The following is an 18,347-nucleotide window of genomic DNA, read 5'->3' on the forward strand; positions in this document are numbered from 1 at the left end:
AGCTCCTGAAATTCTTGTGTGTTGGCTTTTTCTTATAAGTGCAGGTGACGCAATCGAATCGCCGATCTTGCTTTAGCTCGGTTTGTTACCCGGATTCTGCAAACGGAATTTCTCTTTACGCTCGATCTGTACCACTTGTGCGTTGTGCACGGTGATTTCCACTGCGCCAAACCGCAGGTCGCGCAGGGCGCTCTGGATCTCGCGCAAAATGGCTGCTTCGTCCTGGCCGTCAACGCTACGTAGAGATGCGCTCATGGTCGTGCTCCTGAAATGAGAAGTGCCTGGCAGTGGCGGCACTGCTTGCGGCGTGAGGGCGATAGTAGATAAGCGCGGATATTCTTAAAAATACTATTTAAGAATGTTTATATAACCAGAAAGAATTTTCTACTGGGGCGGGGGGTTGCGACGGTTTTTTGCGGGGAAGATATTTCGTAGCAGGGTTCTAACGAATCGCGGGCGCCCTTGCCCAATCAATCTCCTGTGCCGGCATCGGCTTGCCAAACCAATACCCCTGGGCCATGTCGCACTGCAGGTCCAGCAGGAACCGCGCCTGCTCAACCTGCTCGATGCCTTCGGCATGCACCTGCATGCCCATGCTCTGCGCCAGGGCAATCACCACCCGCACAATCGCCGCGTCATCTTCATCCCACGGCAGACCGGCGACGAAGCCCTGGTCAATCTTGAGCTTCTGCACCGGCAAGCGCTTGAGGCGCAGCAGCGACGAATAGCCGGTGCCAAAGTCGTCGATGGCCAGGCTCAAGCCCAGTTCCCGCAGGCGGTGCAGTTGCTCCAGGGCCACTTCCGGATCGTTCATCACCGCGCTTTCGGTGACTTCCAACTCCAGCAAAGCCGGGTCCAGACCGGTCTCGTGCAACACCTTGGCTACCTGGTCGTACAGTTCGCGCCGGGCAAACAAGCGGCTGGAGACATTCACGGCGAGGAACGACAAGTTCACACCCTCCTCCAACCACTTACACATCTGGCGACAGGCCTGGTCCATGACCCACGCATCGATATCGGCAATCAGCCCAGTGCGTTCGGCGATGGGGATAAATTCCGCAGGCGCAACCAGGCCGCGCACCGGATGTTGCCAGCGCACCAAGGCTTCGACGCCGATCAGGCGGCTGCCTTGCAGGTCGTGCACAGGCTGGTAATAGACCCGCAACTCCTGCTGTTCAAGGGCACGGCGCAGTTCGCTGGCGATCTCTACTCGGTGCTGGGCGTGGGCGGTAAGCTCCTCGGTGTACAAGGCGTAATCTTCGCGGCCGGCACTTTTGGCCTTGAACAGCGCGGAGTCTGCGTTGCGCAGCAGTTGCTCGGCGCTCAGGGCATCGCTGGGAAACAAGCTGATGCCAATGCTGGCGCTGATAAAGAGTTGATTGCCGTCGAAGGTGAACGGATCTTTCATGCTGTCGATGATCAGTTGTGCCATGGCGGCAGCCTGAACCACCTGTGGACAACTTTCCGCCAGCACCGCGAACTCATCGCCCCCCAAGCGCGCCAGGGTTACGCCGGGCCCAAACAGGCCTTGCAACCGTTCGCCCACGGCCTTGAGCAACTGATCGCCGACATTGTGGCCGAGGCTGTCGTTGATAATTTTGAAGTGGTCCAGATCGAGCAACAGCAGTGCGCAGCCACGCTTGTGAGTCTGAGCCGATGCCAGCGCCTGCTCGGCACGGTCAGTGAACAGCAGGCGGTTGGGCAGGTCCGTCAGCGGGTCGTGGTGCGCCAGGTGCGCAAGTTCGTGCTCGGAATGTTTGATCGCGCTGATATCGGAGAATACGGCTACGTAGTGGCTGATTCGACCGTGATCATCATGGATGACCCGGATCGTCTGCCACTGTGGATAAATTTCGCCGCTTTTTCGGCGGTTCCAGATCTCGCCGCTCCATTCGCCGTCGCGCCCGAGGGTTTGGAACATTTCTTCATAAAAAACCGCCGAATGGCGCCCGGATTTGAACAGGCTGGGCTGGCGACCCATGACGTCTTCACATCGGTAGCCGGTGATTTCGATAAAGGCACGGTTGACGTGGACAATCAGGCCTTGGGCATCGGTGACCAGCACCCCTTCGCGGGTGCAATCGAACACCGCTGCAGCCTGGCGCAGGCGCTCGCGGTTTTCCTTCAAGGGTTGCTGGATCAGGTTTGTCCGGGCAAAACGGGCGCACAGTAGAAAAATAACAAGGGCACTCAGGCCAATCCAGGCATACCCCCGCATTATCGACCAGTGGATCAACTCCGTCGGCTCATCGAAAAGATTGATCAATAACCGCTGGCTGAGCTGTATCCACACAATAGAAACCAGCAGGTACACCAGCCCTGCACGCAGGGCACCTCGGTATGAAAACAACATATAGTTAGTAATCCTTACTCAAAAACCAGAATCACCCTACAAAGAGTCAGGATTATAGGGTAGGAAACACTTTGTAAGTCTTATCTGAAACGGTGACTGGTTTTATCCGTGTGCTGAGTGATAATGCGGATGCTATTTTTTTCTTTATCTGAGGGCCATACAACCTATGTGGTACAACGGTTTTCTTGACTTGTCGGCCTGGCAACTGGTGGCAGTCACCCTGTTGATGACCCACGTGACCATTGTCGGGGTCACCGTCTATCTACACCGTTATTCAGCCCACCGCTCCCTGGAGCTCAATGCTGGCCTGAAACACTTCTTCCGCTTCTGGCTGTGGCTGACCACGGCGCAGAACACTCGCGAGTGGACTGCCATCCACCGCAAACACCACGCCAAGTGCGAAACCGTCGACGATCCTCATAGCCCGGTGATCAAGGGCCTGTCCACCGTCCTGCGCAAGGGCGCCGAGCTGTACCGCGCCGAGGCGGAAAACCCCGAGACCCTGCGCATCTACGGCAAGAACTGCCCGGAAGACTGGATCGAACGTAATCTCTACACCCGCTTCCCGATGCTGGGCGTGGCAATCATGGGGGTGATCGACCTGCTGCTGTTCGGCACCATCGGCATCACCATCTGGGCCATCCAGATGATGTGGATTCCGTTCTGGGCCGCCGGCGTGATCAACGGCCTGGGCCATGCCGTCGGCTACCGCAACTTCGAATGCCGTGACGCGGCGACCAACCTGATCCCCTGGGGCATCATTGTTGGCGGCGAAGAGCTGCACAACAACCATCACACCTACCCCAACTCCGCCAAGTTGTCGGTGAAGAAATGGGAATTTGACATGGGCTGGGCCTGGATCAAGGTGTTCAGCTTCCTGCGCCTGGCCAAGGTCCAGCGCGTTGCGCCCATCGCCCACCGGGTCGAAGGCAAGGGCCACCTGGACATGGACACCGCCATGGCGATCCTCAACAACCGCTTCCAGATCATGGCCCAGTACCGCAAGTTGGTGATTGCGCCGCTGGTCAAGCAGGAGCTGGAGAAGGTCGATCATTCCGTCCGTCACCAGTTCCATCGCGCCAAACGCTTGCTGTCGCGGGAAACCAGCCTGCTGGATGACCGCCATCACCTGCGCATCCAAAGCATGCTGGAGCACAGCCAGGCGTTGAAAGTGATCTACGAAAAACGTCTGGCGCTGCAACAGATCTGGCTCAAGACCAGCACCAATGGCCACGACATGCTGGCGGCGATCAAGGAATGGGTCCACGAGGCCGAGGCCAGCGGGATTCAATCCCTGCGTGACTTTGCCCATCAGTTGAAAACCTACTCACTGCGTCCTGCACCGGTCTGATTGGATGCCCGAGGGCTTGTTGTGGCGAGGGGCTTGTCCCCTCGCCACAACAAGCCTTCCCACAGTTTTTTGGCGCCATTACACAGTCACCGAATTTTCCGTCTCAATCGCCACCAATAACGGAACTTCGCTGTAAATCTCCTCTCTCAAACAACACTTCGCCATCCTGGCGCACCTTGTTGTGACCGCTATCTGATCCTGCGGCACACCCAGAGAGAGCTGTGCCGATGGTCCACGAAAAAACCTCCCCTACCGATATTCCCATCGCTGAGCAGGCACGACCTGCGGCTACCGCCACGTTGCTGGCGCTCAAGCATGCCCAGGGCGAAGTGGAGCGCCTGAGTGAACGCGAGCAGTTGTTGAGTTCGTTACTGGTCAGCGTCAACGCCGTGCTGTGGGCGATCGAGTGGGACACCCGTCGCGTGCTGTATGTCAGCCCAGCCTACGAGCGCATCTTTGGGCGCGCGGCGGGCCTGTTGATGGCCGACCACAGAGAATGGCACAACAGCATCCACCCCGAAGACGTCGATTACGCCGAATACAGCCTGGCGCTGGTGCTGGACAAAGGCGCCGTGGAAGACCGCCAGTACCGCATCATCACCACAGACGGGCAGATCCGCTGGCTCAGCGATAAATGTTTTATCAATCAGCAGGCCGAACCCGGTCAGCCGATCATCGTGGTGGGCATCGCTGAAGACATCACCGAAAAAAAGCAGTTGGAGCTGGAACTGCAACGCCTGGCCACCACCGATGCGCTGACCAAAAGCAGCAACCGTCGGCACTTCTTCGAATGCGCCAACCATGAATTCGAGCGCGCCTGCGTCCAAGGCACGCCACTGGCATTTCTGTTGCTGGACATCGATGACTTCAAGACCGTCAACGATACCTACGGCCATCTGGAGGGTGATCAGGTACTGCAGCGTATCGCCGAGAGCGGTCGAGGAGTTTTACGCCGTGGCGATTTGTTCGGGCGCATTGGCGGCGAAGAGTTTGCCGCAGTACTGCCCGGTTGCGCGCCGGAAATGGCCAGGCAGGTAGCCGAGCGTCTGGGGCAGGAGGTTGCGCAGCTGAGTTTCAGCCATGAAGAACAGAGCTACGGGGTAACTGTCAGCCAGGGCTTGGCGAACATGACTGGCGACGATGCGAACCTCGACAGCCTGTTCGCCCGAGCCGATACGGCGATGTATGAGGCCAAGCGCCGGGGCAAGAATCGAGTTATCTCGGGCTGATGATCAGCATCAAACCTTGCGGATGCGCATCAGCTCCGACAAACCGACCTTGAGCAACCGCGCCGTCTTGCCCCTGGCCAGTTCCTCGACGCCTTCATGCTCGCTCAGCCGCGCCAATTGCGCCGCTATGTTCACCACCAGCGCTTCACGGGAATACACCCCGCCTTCCAGGGAATAGATCGCCGCGATCAGCTGACGCAGCTCCAGCGGCAAGCGCCAGCGGATGCGCAACGCCGAGCCGTAGTTGGCGCCGAAGGTATACAGGGACTCGCCAATCAGTTCGACATCCAGTTCGCCACCGCCCTGGCGCCACTCCTGTAAACACCGCAGCAGCGCCAAATCGCCCAACCGGTGGAGAATGCCGGCGCTGTAGCAGCGCTCATGGTCCAGATCAAGCATGCGCGCCAGGGAGCGAGCGTAATCGGCGGTACGCTGGGACAGTTGCCAGTGACGTTCGGCGTAATCCACCAGGCTGGCGTCGCTCAAGATCACGTTGTGCTTTAGGGCCAGGCCCAGGATCAAATTCATGCTCTGCCCGGCCGCCAGCTTGTGCAGGGCCATGGACAAGGTTTGCACCGGAACGCCGTGATGCCCGGCGCTGTTGGCGGCGGCGATCAGTACAGCAGTGATTTGCGGATCAACCTTGACCTGCTCTTCCAAGCGCCTGAGGTCCAGGCCTTCCGGCGCAAGGCTGTGTTGCACCACCGCCTTGACGTCGACCCGCAGCGGCGCGCCATCGGACAGTTCGCGGCGGTGCTCCAGGAACACCGGCAGGGTCATGCCGGCAGCCAGGGCCGGGACTTCACAGCAAACGGTTTCACCCTCGTTAAGTAGCAAGTCCTGCAGACGCTGGGTCAGGCCTTCCATGTTAAGGGGTTTAGTCAAGTACGCGGTCGGCGCCAGGGGCAATGCTTCGCGCACGCTGGCGCTGTCGTTGCGGGTGCTCAGCAGGATGAACGGCAACGCCGGTGTACGCCGACGCTGGCGCACGGTACGCAACAGGCTCAGGCCGTCGACGCCGGGCAGATCCCAGTCGGCGATGATCAGGTCGTAGGGTTTTTCACTCAATAGCGCAGCCGCTTGCTGCCCGTCGGCGCACACGTCCAGCCGTGCGTCACAGCGCACATTCAACAATACCTGCTTGAGCAGATCCCGCGACCAGGGGTCCGCCTCGGCGATCAACACACGGGGTACAGCAGGCAAATCAACAGCAACCATCCAGCACGCTCCCTCTGCAATCCTTGCACCTTAGACAATGCAGGCATTTGGATACAGGAAAATTCCCTCGATATGTTTCTGAGGGTACAAAAAAACCGCCGAAGCGGTTTTTTTGTAGATCAGGTCACGCTAAATCAGAGCTCGGAGAAACACTCTTCAATGATCGCCAGGCCTTTATCCAGTTGCTCGTCCGGCGAAGTCAGCGGCACCAGTACGCGCAACACGTTGCCGTAGGTACCGCAGGACAGCAGGATCAAACCCTTGTCGCGGGCCTTGGCGACCACAGCGGCCACGGCCGGGGCGTTCGGCTTGTGGCTGTCGCCATCGACGAACAGCTCAACCGCGATCATCGCGCCCAGGGCACGCACGTCACCGATCACCGGGTACTTGGCCTGGATGGCCTTGAGGCCGGTTACCAGACGCTCGCCCACCGCCTTGCAGCGGTCCAGCAGGTGCTCTTCTTCGAACACTTCCATCACCGCCAGCGCAGCAGCGCAAGCGATCGGGCTACCGGCGTAGGTGCCGCCCAGGCCGCCTGGCGCAATGGCGTCCATGTATTCAGCCTTGCCACACACACCGGCCAGCGGGAAGCCGCCAGCGATGGATTTGGCGAAGGTGGTCAGGTCGGCGGCAACGCCCATCTGTTCCATGGCGAAGAAAGTACCGGTGCGGCCAGCGCCGGTTTGCACTTCGTCGGCGATCAGCAGGATGCCGTGCTGGTCGCACAGTTCGCGCAGGCGCTTCATGAAGGCTTTAGGCGCGACGTAGAAACCGCCTTCGCCCTGCACCGGCTCGATGATGATGGCCGCGATATCACGCGGCTCGGCATCGTTTTTGAAGATGCGCTCGATGCTGGCGATGGAATCATCCACGCTCACACCGTGCAGGTCGTTCGGGTACAGCGCACGGAAGATACCGCCAGGCATCAGGCCCATGCCGGCCGAGTAAGGCACGACTTTACCGGTCAGGCCCAGGGTCATCATGGTGCGACCGTGGTAAGCGCCAGTGAAGGCAATCACGCCGGCACGGCCAGTGGCGGCGCGGGCGATTTTCACGGCGTTTTCTACAGCTTCGGAACCGGTGGTCACCAGCAGGGTTTTCTTGGCGAAATCACCAGGCACCTTGGCGTTAACTTTTTCACACAGTTCAACGTAAGGTTCGTACGCCAGCACCTGGAAGCAGGTGTGGGTCAGCTTGTTCAGCTGGGCGGTCACGGCCGCGATGATTTTCGGGTGCAGGTGGCCGGTGTTCAGCACGGCGATACCGCCGGCGAAGTCGATGAACTCGCGACCTTCAACGTCGGTCACGGTGGCGTTCTTCGCCGACTCGGCAAAGATCGGGTGAATCTGGCCGACACCGCGCGGTACTGCGGCTTCGCGGCGTTTCATCAGGGAAGCGTTGGTCTTGCTCATCAAAAAAGTCCTCATTCGCCGCTCATCGGGCGGCGTAGCTCAAGGAGTACGTGGCGGGAGGCAACTACGGCAGCATGCGATGATCGACTGCCACAGCTTTCCGGCCACTTGCGTAATAACATTTTGAAACACGCAAAGGGACAGCGCTCTCGTGCCCTTTGCGTTTAACGCAATGCCTTGCCGGGTTTAGATACCCAGGCAGAGGTATTTGATTTCCAGGTAATCCTCGATCCCGTACTTGGAGCCTTCACGGCCCAGGCCCGAAGCCTTGATGCCGCCAAACGGCGCCACTTCGTTGGAGATCAACCCGGTGTTGACGCCGACCATACCGTATTCCAGGGCTTCGGCCACACGGAACACACGGCCCAAGTCTCGGGCGTAGAAGTAGGAGGCCAGGCCGAACTCGGTGTCGTTGGACATCGCGATCACTTCGGCTTCGTCTTTGAAGCGGAACAACGGTGCCAAAGGACCGAAGGTTTCTTCCTTGGCCACGGCGGCGTTCTTCGGCACGTTGACCAGGATGGTCGGCTCAAAGAAGTTGCCTTCCATGACCTTGCCCCCGGCCAGCAGCGTTGCGCCTTTGCTCAGGGCATCGGCGATGTGCTCCTGAACCTTGGCCACGGCTTTTTCGTCGATCAGCGGGCCGGTAGTAGTGCCTTCTTCCAGACCGTTGCCGATCTTCAGTTTGGCCACCGCCACTTTCAGTTTCTCGGCGAACGCGTCGTACACTGAATCCTGAATGTACAGGCGGTTGGCGCAGACGCAGGTCTGGCCGTTGTTACGGTACTTGGAGATGATCGCGCCTTCGACGGCCTTATCCAGGTCTGCGTCGTCAAACACGATGAACGGCGCGTTGCCGCCCAATTCCAGGGAGACTTTCTTGATGTCCTTGGCGCATTCGGCCATCAATTGGCGACCGATTTCGGTAGAGCCGGTGAAGGACAGCTTGCGCACGATCGGGTTGCTGGTCAGCTCGCTGCCGATATCGCCAGCACTGCCGGAGACCACGCTGAAAACGCCTTTGGGAATACCGGCACGCTGGGCCAACTCAGCCAGGGCGAACGCGGAGAACGGCGTTTGCGAGGCGGGTTTGAGCACCATGGTGCAACCGGCAGCCAGGGCCGGGCCGGCTTTACGGGTGATCATCGCGGCGGGGAAGTTCCACGGCGTGATAGCAGCGGTCACGCCGATCGGCTGCTTGATCACGATCAGGCGCTTGTCCGGCTGATGGCCGGGAATCACGTCACCGTAAATGCGCTTGGCCTCTTCGGCGAACCACTCGATGAACGAGGCGGCGTAGACGATTTCGCCCTTGGCTTCGGCCAGCGGCTTACCCTGTTCCAGGGTCATCAGGCGAGCCAGGTCGTCCTGGTTTTCGATGATCAGTTCAAACCAACGACGCAGCTTGTTCGCACGGTCCTTGGCGGTCAGTGCACGCCAGGCCGGCAGGGCCTTGTCGGCCGCTTCGATAGCGCGGCGGGTTTCGGCAGCGCCCATTTTCGGCACGGTACCCAGAATTTCGCCGGTAGCCGGGTTGTTAACCTTGATCGTCTGACCGTTGTCCGCATCGACCCAAGCGCCATCAATGAAGGCTTGCTGGCGGAACAACTGGGTGTCTTTAAGCTGCATGTCGGCTTTCCTTAACAGCACCGCGCACGCGCGGAGCAAATTAGAGTTGTTGAAAGGCGCCTTGAAGGCTGCCGTCAGGGAAATCATTCACCGGGCGCAAGCACATAAATAGCGCACGAAAGACAGATGTGCGGTTCAGCACCCAGGGAGGAGCGTTTGAAATCTCAAACGAATCCTAGGATCAATGGGGGTAAAGGACAATAGTCTGTTCGAAAAAAAGAACAAAAACGGCGTACTTGCCGAAACTTTCTGATCAGCGTACTTGCCCCTGGTTCAGTGCCAACGACCCATACCGCCCGGGGCAGAGCCTCGACACTCCAGAATCCTGCCGGCAGACGGCCGAAAACCAGCATGGACGCCCAAGGTCGACATGGGTATGATGGCGCCCGCACAAGCATCCGTAGCTCAGCTGGATAGAGTACTGCCCTCCGAAGGCAGGGGTCGTGGGTTCGAATCCCGCCGGGTGCACCAGATACAGACGAAAAGCCCCAGGTCGAAAGACCTGGGGCTTTTTTGTAGACTATCGATCAGCCCGATCACAGAGGTCTCACATGAGCGATAGCACCCAGACCGAACATCCTCCCGCACCACAAGGTGAACTGTTGTTGTTCCAGAGCGGTGACGGTTTGGTTCGCCTGGAGTGCCGCTTCGATACCGACACCCTGTGGCTCTCGCAGGCAATGATCTGTGAGCTGTATGGCAAGGCAAAAGCCACCATCAGCGAACATATCAGCCATATCTTCGCCGAGGGCGAACTGGTGGAGGATTCAGTTGTTCGGTTTTACCGAACAACTGCCGCCGACGACAAACCCTACAACGTCAGATACTTCAGCTTGCCGCTGATTCTGGCGGTAGGGTATCGGGTACGCTCTAAGCGCGGTACTCAGTTCCGTCAGTGGGCCACGCAAATCCTGCAGGAATATCTGGTCAAAGGCTTCGCCATGGATGACGAGCGGCTGAAAAACCCTCCCGTGGGTCGTTCGTTGGTTCCTGACTACTTTGACGAATTGCTTGAACGCATTCGCGATATCCGCGCGAGTGAGCGCAGGGTCTATCTGCGAGTCCGGGAAATTTTTGCGATGGCGGCCGACTACACTCCGTCGAATAGTGAAACCACAACATTCTTCCAGATCATCCAAAACAAACTTCATTTCGCCAGCACCGGACTGACCGCTGCCGAGTTAATTACTCAACGTGTTGATGCCGCCAAACCGAACATGGGCCTGACCAGTTTCAAGGGTGATGAAGTACGTAAGGGTGATGTGACCATCGCTAAAAACTATCTTCAGCAGCACGAAATTTCTGCATTGAATCGCATTGTCACCATGTGGCTGGACTTTGCCGAAGATCAGGCGTTGAGACGTAAGCAAATTTTCCTACGCGACTGGCAGGAGAAGCTGGATCAATTTCTAGCTTTCAACGACCGCGAAATTCTGCAAGGTGCAGGACAAATCAGCAAGCATGCAGCCGATGATAAAGCGAAGCTGGAGTACGAACGCTATAACCAACAACGCAGGACTCTGAAAGAAACAGAGGGAGAGACATTGAGCATTGAGGCATTGCGTGCGATGTCACAGAAGAAGAATTACTGAAACGCCTTAGTCTTTAGAACGAAAGCCCTAGGTCAAAAGACCTGGGGCTTTTTTGTGGCCGCCGTTTACTTATGGCTTTTGCAACGCCTCCAGCCGAGTCGGCAAGTCTTCCTGGGGAAAGCGCTTATACAGCGCCAGAAGCTTTTCATCGGCCGCCTTGGCCTCTCCCGCTTGGCGCAGGCGCACAATTTCCTGAAGCCCTTGCTCCAGGGACTGTGGCTTGACAGCCATTCGCTTGCTCATTTTTGCCACAGACTCGTCCGCCATGGCTCCCGCCACCTCAGCCTGAACCTGCACACTGTCCGCCTGGGGTGCCATGGCGAGTCGAGTCATGGGCGGTGCGGGCGCTTGCAACGCTTGCGGCGCTGGGCGAGCGAGTTCCTCGCGGCTGGCGGAGTACTGCGCCGCCGCTGGCGCGGGCAGGTCGGCATTGGGCACCGGCGAGCGCACCACCAAACCAATCATCAGCGCCACACCGGCAACGGTGGCGAATGCCATTTGCCAGCGTGGCCGTTGGCAGGCCAGCAGCCAGCGTTGCCACAGATTTGGTTGGGGCGCCGGGGCTTCGCGGCGGGCGGTGGCCAGCAGGAACGCGTCCAGGGAAGCAGGCGGTTCGCCGCTGGTGTGTGGGCGAAAGTGTTGGATCAGCACTTCGTCGTCGGGATTCGGTGTGTGTCGGGAGTCAGTCATACGGGTACCTCCTCGGCCAGCAGTCGACGCAATTTCTGCTGGGCGTAACGCAAGCGGCTTTTGACCGTTTCCAGTGGGACGCCAGTGAGCGCGGCGATTTGCGGCACCTCCAGGTCACCGTGCAGGCGCAGCAGGAATACTTCCCGCTGGTCTTCGGGCAAGTTTTGCAACGCGGCGTCCAGACGGCCCTGGTCGCGGCTCAGGCTCAAGAGTTGTTCGGGGCTGCCGCTGTCGTCGGGCTGGGCGTGAAGCTGTTCATCGTAGCTGTCGTGCAGCGGATTGTGGACGCCGTGCTTACGCCAGTAATCGATCAGGCGGTTGCGGGCAATCTGGAACAGCCAGGTACGAAAACTCGCTCGCCCTTGAGGCTGAGTGGCGCTGCGGATCAAGCTGAGCCAGGTGTCCTGGTAGATTTCCTCGGCAAGTTCCACTTTGTTGCTCAAGGACACGAGGAAACGATACAGGCCTTGTCGATGGCGCGCGTACAAGGCCTCGAATGCGGCAGTGTCGCCGGTGCGATAGCGGGCCAGCAGCGATTCGTCGCTGGGTGAATCAACTGGAGCGGGCATGGGGGTGGCGAACTCCTTTCTTTTCAGCATCTTCAGTGTTTGACCGAGGCCTTGAGGCTCTGCGCCAGTTCGACCAATTGCACGAACTCATTGCGCAAGCCAAACGGGTCGTCGCCTCGGGCAGAACGAGCCAAGGCAGCCGTGTCTTTCAAACTCATGTTCCCAGTGTAGCGACCGTCACCCTTGATCTGCTGGGCAAAGGCTGCCACGGCGGCTGAGAAGCGTAGGTCATCGCTGGCCTTGCCGGCGCTTTGCTCGCTGCTGATGGGGCGTTCTATCAACTGGCTGCTGCCTCCTTGGACGGTCTTGTAGCGTACGCGCAAGATCGCCAGCTCCCCAGACGTGCCGCCTGATACAGGCTTAGTGGCATAACGCAGCGGCTCCAACCAACCTTTTTCACCCTTGGGGACGATTTCATACAAGGCCGTCACTGTATGCCCCGCACCGATCTCACCGGCATCGACCTTGTCGTTGTTAAAGTCCTCACGCTTCAACGCGCGGTTTTCATAACCCAGCAGGCGATACTCACTGACCTGCGCCGGGTTGAATTCCACCTGCAATTTAACGTCCCGCGCCACCACCGCCAGGGTCGAGCTGAGCTGGTCCACCAATACCTTGCGCGCTTCGCGCAGGTTGTCGATATAGGCGTAGTTGCCATCGCCGGCATCGGCCAATTGTTCCATCAGGTGTTCGTTGTAGTTATCCACACCAAACCCCAGGGTAGTCAGGGATACGCCGCTTTTGCGCTGCTCGACCGCCATCTGCTTGAGGCTGTCGAAGTCACTGATGCCGACGTTGAAGTCGCCATCGGTGGCCAGCAGGATGCGGTTGATTCCCTTGTCGATAAAGCCTTCCCGGGCCATTTGATAGGCCAGTTCGATACCCGAGGCGCCTGCCGTCGAACCGCCAGCGGTCAACTGGTCGATGGCGTTGCGAATCTTCGCCTTGTCACCACCCGAGGTCGGCTTGAGCACCACGCGCGACTCACCGGCGTAGACCACCAGAGACACCCGGTCCTGATCTCGCAGCTAATCCACCAGCAGTTTCAGGGTGCTCTTGACCAGTGGCAGGCCTTCGCGGCGGTCCATGGAGCCAGACACATCCACCAGAAACACCAGGTTGGCCGGCGCCAGGTCTGCCACGGCGCGGTCGGAAGCCTTGATGCCGATGCGCAGTAAACGGGTGTGGGCATTCCACGGTGACGGCGCCACCTCGGTGGTCACGCCAAAGGGCGAGCCATCGTTGGGCAGCGCGTAATCGTAGGGGAAGTAATTGACCATTTCTTCAAGTCGCACAGCGCCTTGAGGCGGCAGGCTGCCCTGGTTGAGGAAGCGTCGGACGTTGGCATAGCTGCCGGTGTCCACATCAACACTGAAGGTCGACACCGGGGTTTCGGCGACGCTATGGATCGGATTGTCCGGCAGGTTCTGGTACTGCTCGCGGGGTTCAGCGCGGTATTCCATCGCGACCGAATCGCTCATCACCAACCGTGAGGCCATCGGCGCAGGCATGGCCATGCGTTTGCTCAACGCACCCTGAGCGCGAGCCGGCTCGCTATGCAATTCGGGGCTGGGGGTAACAGGGGCTGCTTCGGCTGTCTTGGCCACATCCCTGGACGAGGACAGTCCGCACCCGGCGAGCGCCACCAGCAAGGTGACGGCAAAACCCTGGGCTGCGGGGCGCAAGAGAAGAAGAGGACGGGACATGGGCTGAACCTCGGGAGTGAATGATCCGTTCACAAGGTCAGACGCAAGGCAATTACGGTTCGGGTTAAAACCGCAGATTTTAAATACGAAAACTGGCTACCCGAAGGTAGCCAGGCTGTTTATTGCAGGTCAATCAGTCCGACCCATACTTGGGCGAACGCGGCCCGTACAGAATCCCGGTGCGTTGGCCTGCCGACAGCAGACGCGCACTGGTGATGCCGGCAATCGGGTGGCCGGCGTCGGTTGAGCTGTTGATGATTTGCTTGACCGCTGCGGTGATCAGCATCCCCACCAGACCGCCGCCGCCATTGTTACCGCCCTCTTCGCTGGAGGCGCGAGCGGAGCCGGTCCACAGCGTGGCACCGGTACGCAGGTCTACCAGTTTGGCCGACGCCGTCACCGCCGTTTCACTGGAGATCAGCATGTAGCTGGTGCCGTACTCGGTGATGGTGATGTACAGCCCGGCGTCCGCACCGAAGATTTCATGCAGCTTGCCCGGTGCCACGCCCTGGATGTCCGTCGGCGTGGTCAGACCGTTCTGGCGGAAGGTTTCATCCACCAGGGCGATCGGCAACACGTAGTAGCCGGCTTCGGCCAACGGGTAAGTCACCTGCGATACCAGGCTGTAGGACGCCTGCACTTCCGGCGATTCGTTGATCGGCGGCAGCACCAGGATTGACTTGGGCCGGGCCTGTTTAAACGCCGAGTAGTCGACGGTCTTGGGTGCTGCACAACCGCCCAGCAACGCCAGGGCCAGCAAAGCGCCAGTGAGTTTCAAAAGGCTCATTTGACGTCTCCGGTCTTGGCGTTCTTGAGCAGGAAGTCCATATAGGCCGCGGACTCAGGGAACAGCGCCTTCTCGGTGCGAAATTGCTGCACCATCTGGTCATCCTTGCCCATGCTCAGGTACAGCATGCCCAGGTGGGCGTGATAGCCCGGCGGCGCCTGGCGGCCACTGGCGTTGATCTTCTGCAGATCCCGCTCCAGCGCTTCGACCTGGGCTTCCTTGGGCTCACCCTTGAAGTATTCGTAAACCTGCGGCTGGTAGCTCTCCCATTGATAGAGAGGCTTGGGCGCCGTCTGGCACCCCGCTACTGTTGCTAAAACTGTCAGCATCAGCGCCAACGTCACTGCCTTGTTCATCCGTGTACGACTCCTTGTAAATCTGCTGATCAGTTGCGTGGGTTCCAGGCGCCGGCGTTGATGCCGTCTACCAGACGATTGATCGCTTCGCGCATGGCCAGGTCGAGGACCTTGCCATTGAGGGTGGAGTCGTAGCTGGCGGTGCCGCCGAAGCCGATCACTTCACGGTTGGACAGCGCGTATTCACCGGCGCCCTGGGTGGAATACACCACTTCGGAGGTACTGATGTTGACGATGTTCAACGCGACTTTGGCGTAGGCCACTTGGGTCTTGCCACGGCCGAGGATGCCGAACAGCTGGCGGTCGCCGGTCTCTTTGCGGCCGAACTCGGTTACATCGCCGGTCACCACGTAGTCAGCGCCCTTGAGCTTTTGCACGGTGCCTTTGATCGCGGCTTCCTGGGAGATTTCACCCATGTTGTCGCGGTCCAGCACGCTGAAGCGGTTGGTCTGCTGCAGGTGGGTGATCAGGATGGTCTTGGCCTGGCCACCGAGGCGGTCAACGCCGTCGGAGAAGATGCCGCGCATGTAGCTGGAGCGGTTATCGAACTTGCCCACGGCAATCGGCACGCGCACGCCGGAATAGGCGATGTTGGCGCTGGCGACTTGTTCCACCGGCATCGCGCGGTTGCTCTCCGTGGCACAACCGGCCACGGTCAGCAGCGCTGCGGCGGTGAAGCCCGACAGCAGGATTTTGGACAGTGTTTTCACAGGGTGCTCCTAGAGTGAGAAATCGGGTGCAGCAGGTAACGCTAGCGGGACGGAATATCGCGTAAGTCATCGACAATGAAGCGGCTCAACAAACCGGTGTAGAAAGGCTCCACACTGGAATTGCCGGTGTTAGTCAGCGCACCGGCCATGGTTTTCAAATTCTGCCAGTCGCCTTTGTAACCTTTGGGCATCAGCCCTTGGCGCGCCTGGGAAAAGTGCAGTATCTCGGCGCCGGCCTTTTTGATCTTGACCGAATAGTTAAAGTCGACACTGGCGAGGATGGTGTGGTCGTCAACGATGGCCGTCATGAAGCCGCCTTGGGTATCTTGAATACGTCGCGTATAGATAACGTCCACACCCAGCAGGTAATCCGCACTTTCCTTGCTGGTGGCGTAGCGCTTGGCCTTGAGCAGGCGGTCGATCAAGTCGACGCCCAATTGCTGGCGGACCTTGTCATCCGGCAAAAAACGTTCGTTCTTGCCCACCACATCAACGTCAAAGGTGTCGAGCCAGTAGGTAGCGGTCTTGGGAATGGTTACCGGCGCCGGAGAAATGTAGTACTCGGGCTTGGAGGCACAGCCGGCCAAAAAAGAGAGGGCCAGGAGTAAGGCAAAGACGCGCATGTATGAATTCATCCCTGAAAAGTATCCGCGTTGTAACGGCTGCCGCATTTTACGGGGTTAAGAGGGGTTCTCAAGGTGTTTCGGTCCAAGCTCCAGGGGAGCATCACACCGTCACTGGTTCGGGCACTTCAACTCGGTTGGCCGGATATACACCTTGAACGCCGTGTTGCCCTGCGCGTCCTGATACGAATGCTCCTGATAGATCTTGTGCTTGCGCATGTTACTGATCAGCTCCGGCTCTCCACAGGCCAGGGCTTCCAGCTTTTGCTGCAGCTCCTGCTGGCCCTGGGCTTTTTGCGCAGCGCCCAGGCTGTCGGCGGCAAAGTTGACCCGGTAGCGATAAAACAGCGTGTAGCCGTACACCAGCTGGATGCTTTCGAGGGTAGTGGCGGCGTCTACCTGTTTGGGCAGGGTGGTTCGAGTCAGATTATCGAAGTAAGCGGTGAGTTGGGTCAGGTACTCAACCTCTTTTTTCTGCCCGTTGAAGGAGACAAAACGGCCGATGATCACAATGACCACCACGGCGCCTATCGACCAATAAAAGTTGCGAGCACTTCTCTTTTTCTTTGGGCTGAGCTTCATCAGCATGGGTGGAGAACTCCATAACAATAGGGTCAGACTACCTATTCAACGTGGCCAGACGTCGTTGTTTTCTACCGATCGTATTGCTTAAAACGCATAACTCGCCTTAAGCATTACCCCCTCGGTATCAAACCCGCTGCGCGATGGGTGTGATTTGCTGGATGTCATCAGTCGCCGACTCAATGCCGATCCATCCTGAGTAAAAGCCGGGCGGCCTGGGTGCCGCCCGATTTATAGTCGTAAACACGCTTAAGTGGCGGGCACCGCATCAAGATCAAAATCATCCTGGCCGTTAATTTCAGCATCTGCCCTCAGCACTTCAAACCCACAGGCCCCTTTGTTCAAGCGGACATTTATCTCGCACACCCCATCTAAAGAAGGGCTGATAAATTCGACCTGAAGGGCATAGTTTCCTTCTGGTAGCTCTAGAGGAATGACATCTGAGAGGCTACCGATTTCAACATTTTTGTCTTTTACAGTGAACGGAACTCTAAATGCCCGCACCACCCCAGCGCTCAAAGGCGGTTTTTCTTCATTGATGAAAAGATTAATTTTATGATCCCCTTCATCAACCAAAGTTTTAAAGGAAGCGCTTCCTACCCTCCAAGCAAATCCTTGCGAATAGCTCCGATCACTCCAATCGTTATACGGATGATCGAGCGAGCTTAAAAATACACAAATTTGTGAGTACGACACATACGCGCCCTCTTCAAACCTTGCCATCAGCGCCACACCTTAAATCATGGGAAATAGGGGTCAGACCACTATTCTTCTAACTCACATTTTTTTGGACGTCCGGCTATACCCCGAGAAACTCTTTTACCTAATGCCTGTGCGACCTCTGAAGCAAACTTCTTACCACCCAAAACGTAATTGCCGTTTGTAGATAGTCGAATTTTCTCTATTAGCTCAGGGGAAAGCCGGTCTTTGAATATAGACTGGTAAGCTTCTGCTCGTTGCGAAATATTGCTGCCTAAGCTTCTATAAACCGGATGCGGGCTGATAAAATCTGATGGCTCGCACTGTGCGTTCACTCTATAGCTGGTCCAACGATACTCGCCCGGGTGAGCAACCATACCCGCTCTAACCGGGTTCATTTCTATATATCGATAGCAAGCCAAAACATAGTCGTCTTGCTGAACCAAGCAAGAGCGAAAGCGTCCTTCCCAAAGAGTGCCCGTTCGTTGATATGTTCGATTTACATATTGGACGTAACGCTGCCCCAGCCCTTTCATAAGTAAACCAGCTCCTGCACAGCAGGCAGGAGTCAATAACAAATGCACGTGGTTTGTCATCAGGCACAATGCGTGGACTTTACAGCCATACATTTCAGCAAGCACAGTTAAGTTATCAATGTAAAAAAGATAGTCGTCATCTGAATAAAAACATGCAGACCTGTTATTTCCCCGCTGAATAATATGCAATGGGATATCTGGCAATAAAACTCTAGGACGTCGAGGCATAGAAAACTCATAACTGGACAAGAGTTTTTAGCTTAGCCGCCTATCACGAGGGCGACAAAAACAGAACAATTACAAAA

At 57.9% G+C, this 18,347-nt stretch carries 17 protein-coding genes, 1 tRNA gene and 1 pseudogene; 4 read left to right on the plus strand and 15 right to left on the minus strand.

Annotation, left to right across the window (positions count from 1 at the left end; translation table 11 throughout):
- Positions 1 to 72: 72 nt before the first annotated feature.
- Together oscA and dibA are read right to left on the minus strand one after the other, a co-directional pair.
- A complete protein-coding gene (gene oscA, locus FQ182_RS18545; RefSeq protein WP_003170956.1) occupies positions 73 to 255 on the minus strand; it encodes a sulfur starvation response protein OscA in 183 nt (60 codons plus the stop codon).
- 187 nt (positions 256 to 442) lie between these two features.
- Positions 443 to 2,353 (minus strand): phosphodiesterase DibA, encoded by a 1,911-nt coding sequence (dibA, locus tag FQ182_RS18550; protein WP_149414230.1) that lies wholly within the window; start codon positions 2,351 to 2,353, stop codon positions 443 to 445.
- 166 nt (positions 2,354 to 2,519) lie between these two features.
- Here dibA and desA point away from each other — a divergent pair, with 166 nt between their 5' ends.
- Both desA and FQ182_RS18560 read left to right on the plus strand, forming a co-directional pair.
- Complete coding sequence (gene desA / locus FQ182_RS18555) at positions 2,520 to 3,704, plus strand: delta-9 fatty acid desaturase DesA (RefSeq protein ID WP_149414231.1); 1,185 nt, start codon at positions 2,520 to 2,522, stop codon at positions 3,702 to 3,704.
- A 227-nt stretch (positions 3,705 to 3,931) separates the two neighbouring features.
- A complete protein-coding gene (locus FQ182_RS18560; protein WP_149414232.1) occupies positions 3,932 to 4,933 on the plus strand; it encodes a sensor domain-containing diguanylate cyclase in 1,002 nt (333 codons plus the stop codon).
- A gap of 9 nt (positions 4,934 to 4,942) precedes the next feature.
- Here the strand turns inward: FQ182_RS18560 and FQ182_RS18565 are convergent, their stop codons facing one another.
- The 3 genes from FQ182_RS18565 to gabD form a co-directional block, all read right to left on the minus strand.
- Positions 4,943 to 6,151 carry an HDOD domain-containing protein gene (locus FQ182_RS18565; RefSeq protein WP_149414233.1) on the minus strand — a complete coding sequence of 403 codons (1,209 nt, stop codon included), beginning with the start codon at positions 6,149 to 6,151 and terminating at the stop codon, positions 4,943 to 4,945.
- Between the two features lie 134 nt (positions 6,152 to 6,285).
- On the minus strand, positions 6,286 to 7,563 hold the full coding sequence (gene gabT, locus FQ182_RS18570) for a 4-aminobutyrate--2-oxoglutarate transaminase (protein ID WP_149414234.1): 1,278 nt from the start codon (positions 7,561 to 7,563) through the stop codon (positions 6,286 to 6,288).
- A gap of 186 nt (positions 7,564 to 7,749) precedes the next feature.
- A complete protein-coding gene (gene gabD / locus FQ182_RS18575; protein WP_149414235.1) occupies positions 7,750 to 9,192 on the minus strand; it encodes an NADP-dependent succinate-semialdehyde dehydrogenase in 1,443 nt (480 codons plus the stop codon).
- 394 nt (positions 9,193 to 9,586) lie between these two features.
- On the opposite strand from gabD, the gene FQ182_RS18580 reads away from it, so the two are divergent.
- Positions 9,587 to 9,663 (plus strand) — tRNA-Arg (locus tag FQ182_RS18580).
- A gap of 80 nt (positions 9,664 to 9,743) precedes the next feature.
- Entirely contained in the window at positions 9,744 to 10,784 is a 1,041-nt protein-coding gene (locus FQ182_RS18585) for a virulence RhuM family protein (protein WP_149414236.1), read from the plus strand.
- A 69-nt stretch (positions 10,785 to 10,853) separates the two neighbouring features.
- Here FQ182_RS18585 and FQ182_RS18590 read toward each other — a convergent pair whose 3' ends face one another.
- The 10 genes and pseudogenes from FQ182_RS18590 to FQ182_RS18640 all read right to left on the minus strand — a co-directional run bounded on the left by FQ182_RS18590 (position 10,854) and on the right by FQ182_RS18640 (position 18,270).
- Positions 10,854 to 11,474, minus strand: a complete 621-nt coding sequence (locus FQ182_RS18590) for a hypothetical protein (RefSeq protein WP_149414237.1) — start codon at positions 11,472 to 11,474, stop codon at positions 10,854 to 10,856.
- Positions 11,471 to 12,043, minus strand: coding sequence for an RNA polymerase sigma factor (locus FQ182_RS18595; protein ID WP_149414238.1), 573 nt, complete (start codon positions 12,041 to 12,043; stop codon positions 11,471 to 11,473). Before FQ182_RS18595 ends, FQ182_RS18590 begins: the two co-directional genes overlap by 4 nt.
- A gap of 32 nt (positions 12,044 to 12,075) precedes the next feature.
- Positions 12,076 to 13,749 (minus strand): annotated as a pseudogene (locus FQ182_RS18600) (von Willebrand factor type A domain-containing protein).
- Between the two features lie 133 nt (positions 13,750 to 13,882).
- A complete protein-coding gene (locus FQ182_RS18605) occupies positions 13,883 to 14,536 on the minus strand; it encodes a DUF799 domain-containing protein (RefSeq protein ID WP_149414239.1) in 654 nt (217 codons plus the stop codon).
- A complete protein-coding gene (locus tag FQ182_RS18610) occupies positions 14,533 to 14,892 on the minus strand; it encodes a DUF4810 domain-containing protein (RefSeq protein WP_149414240.1) in 360 nt (119 codons plus the stop codon). Before FQ182_RS18610 ends, FQ182_RS18605 begins: the two co-directional genes overlap by 4 nt.
- A 29-nt stretch (positions 14,893 to 14,921) precedes the next feature.
- Positions 14,922 to 15,602 carry a CsgG/HfaB family protein gene (locus tag FQ182_RS18615; RefSeq protein WP_149414241.1) on the minus strand — a complete coding sequence of 227 codons (681 nt, stop codon included), beginning with the start codon at positions 15,600 to 15,602 and terminating at the stop codon, positions 14,922 to 14,924.
- A gap of 41 nt (positions 15,603 to 15,643) precedes the next feature.
- The gene (locus FQ182_RS18620) at positions 15,644 to 16,225 is read right to left on the minus strand and encodes a hypothetical protein (protein WP_149414242.1); all 582 of its coding nucleotides are present in this window, start codon (positions 16,223 to 16,225) and stop codon (positions 15,644 to 15,646) included.
- A gap of 111 nt (positions 16,226 to 16,336) precedes the next feature.
- Positions 16,337 to 16,813 carry a hypothetical protein gene (locus FQ182_RS18625; protein WP_149414243.1) on the minus strand — a complete coding sequence of 159 codons (477 nt, stop codon included), beginning with the start codon at positions 16,811 to 16,813 and terminating at the stop codon, positions 16,337 to 16,339.
- Between the two features lie 243 nt (positions 16,814 to 17,056).
- Complete coding sequence (gene comJ / locus FQ182_RS18635) at positions 17,057 to 17,530, minus strand: competence protein ComJ (protein WP_149414244.1); 474 nt, start codon at positions 17,528 to 17,530, stop codon at positions 17,057 to 17,059.
- A gap of 41 nt (positions 17,531 to 17,571) precedes the next feature.
- Positions 17,572 to 18,270 carry a transposase gene (locus tag FQ182_RS18640; protein WP_149414245.1) on the minus strand — a complete coding sequence of 233 codons (699 nt, stop codon included), beginning with the start codon at positions 18,268 to 18,270 and terminating at the stop codon, positions 17,572 to 17,574.
- Positions 18,271 to 18,347: the final 77 nt, after the last annotated feature.

It is taken from the genome of Pseudomonas sp. ANT_H4 (assembly GCF_008369295.1).
Taxonomy (GTDB): Bacteria; Pseudomonadota; Gammaproteobacteria; order Pseudomonadales; family Pseudomonadaceae; genus Aquipseudomonas.

Excerpts from the sequence above, each read along its gene's own strand:
- FQ182_RS18590 (WP_149414237.1), bottom strand. The coding sequence starts at position 11,474 with ATGACTGACTCCCGACACACACCGAATCCCGACGACGAAGTGCTGATC.
- gabD (WP_149414235.1), bottom strand. The coding sequence starts at position 9,192 with ATGCAGCTTAAAGACACCCAGTTGTTCCGCCAGCAAGCCTTCATTGAT.
- FQ182_RS18560 (WP_149414232.1), top strand. The coding sequence starts at position 3,932 with ATGGTCCACGAAAAAACCTCCCCTACCGATATTCCCATCGCTGAGCAG.
- oscA (WP_003170956.1), bottom strand. The coding sequence starts at position 255 with ATGAGCGCATCTCTACGTAGCGTTGACGGCCAGGACGAAGCAGCCATT.
- FQ182_RS18625 (WP_149414243.1), bottom strand. The coding sequence starts at position 16,813 with ATGCTGATGAAGCTCAGCCCAAAGAAAAAGAGAAGTGCTCGCAACTTT.
- gabT (WP_149414234.1), bottom strand. The coding sequence starts at position 7,563 with ATGAGCAAGACCAACGCTTCCCTGATGAAACGCCGCGAAGCCGCAGTA.
- FQ182_RS18610 (WP_149414240.1), bottom strand. The coding sequence starts at position 14,892 with ATGAACAAGGCAGTGACGTTGGCGCTGATGCTGACAGTTTTAGCAACA.
- FQ182_RS18620 (WP_149414242.1), bottom strand. The coding sequence starts at position 16,225 with ATGCGCGTCTTTGCCTTACTCCTGGCCCTCTCTTTTTTGGCCGGCTGT.
- FQ182_RS18605 (WP_149414239.1), bottom strand. The coding sequence starts at position 14,536 with ATGAGCCTTTTGAAACTCACTGGCGCTTTGCTGGCCCTGGCGTTGCTG.
- comJ (WP_149414244.1), bottom strand. The coding sequence starts at position 17,530 with ATGGCAAGGTTTGAAGAGGGCGCGTATGTGTCGTACTCACAAATTTGT.
- desA (WP_149414231.1), top strand. The coding sequence starts at position 2,520 with ATGTGGTACAACGGTTTTCTTGACTTGTCGGCCTGGCAACTGGTGGCA.
- FQ182_RS18585 (WP_149414236.1), top strand. The coding sequence starts at position 9,744 with ATGAGCGATAGCACCCAGACCGAACATCCTCCCGCACCACAAGGTGAA.
- FQ182_RS18595 (WP_149414238.1), bottom strand. The coding sequence starts at position 12,043 with ATGCCCGCTCCAGTTGATTCACCCAGCGACGAATCGCTGCTGGCCCGC.
- FQ182_RS18640 (WP_149414245.1), bottom strand. The coding sequence starts at position 18,270 with ATGCCTCGACGTCCTAGAGTTTTATTGCCAGATATCCCATTGCATATT.
- dibA (WP_149414230.1), bottom strand. The coding sequence starts at position 2,353 with ATGTTGTTTTCATACCGAGGTGCCCTGCGTGCAGGGCTGGTGTACCTG.
- FQ182_RS18565 (WP_149414233.1), bottom strand. The coding sequence starts at position 6,151 with ATGGTTGCTGTTGATTTGCCTGCTGTACCCCGTGTGTTGATCGCCGAG.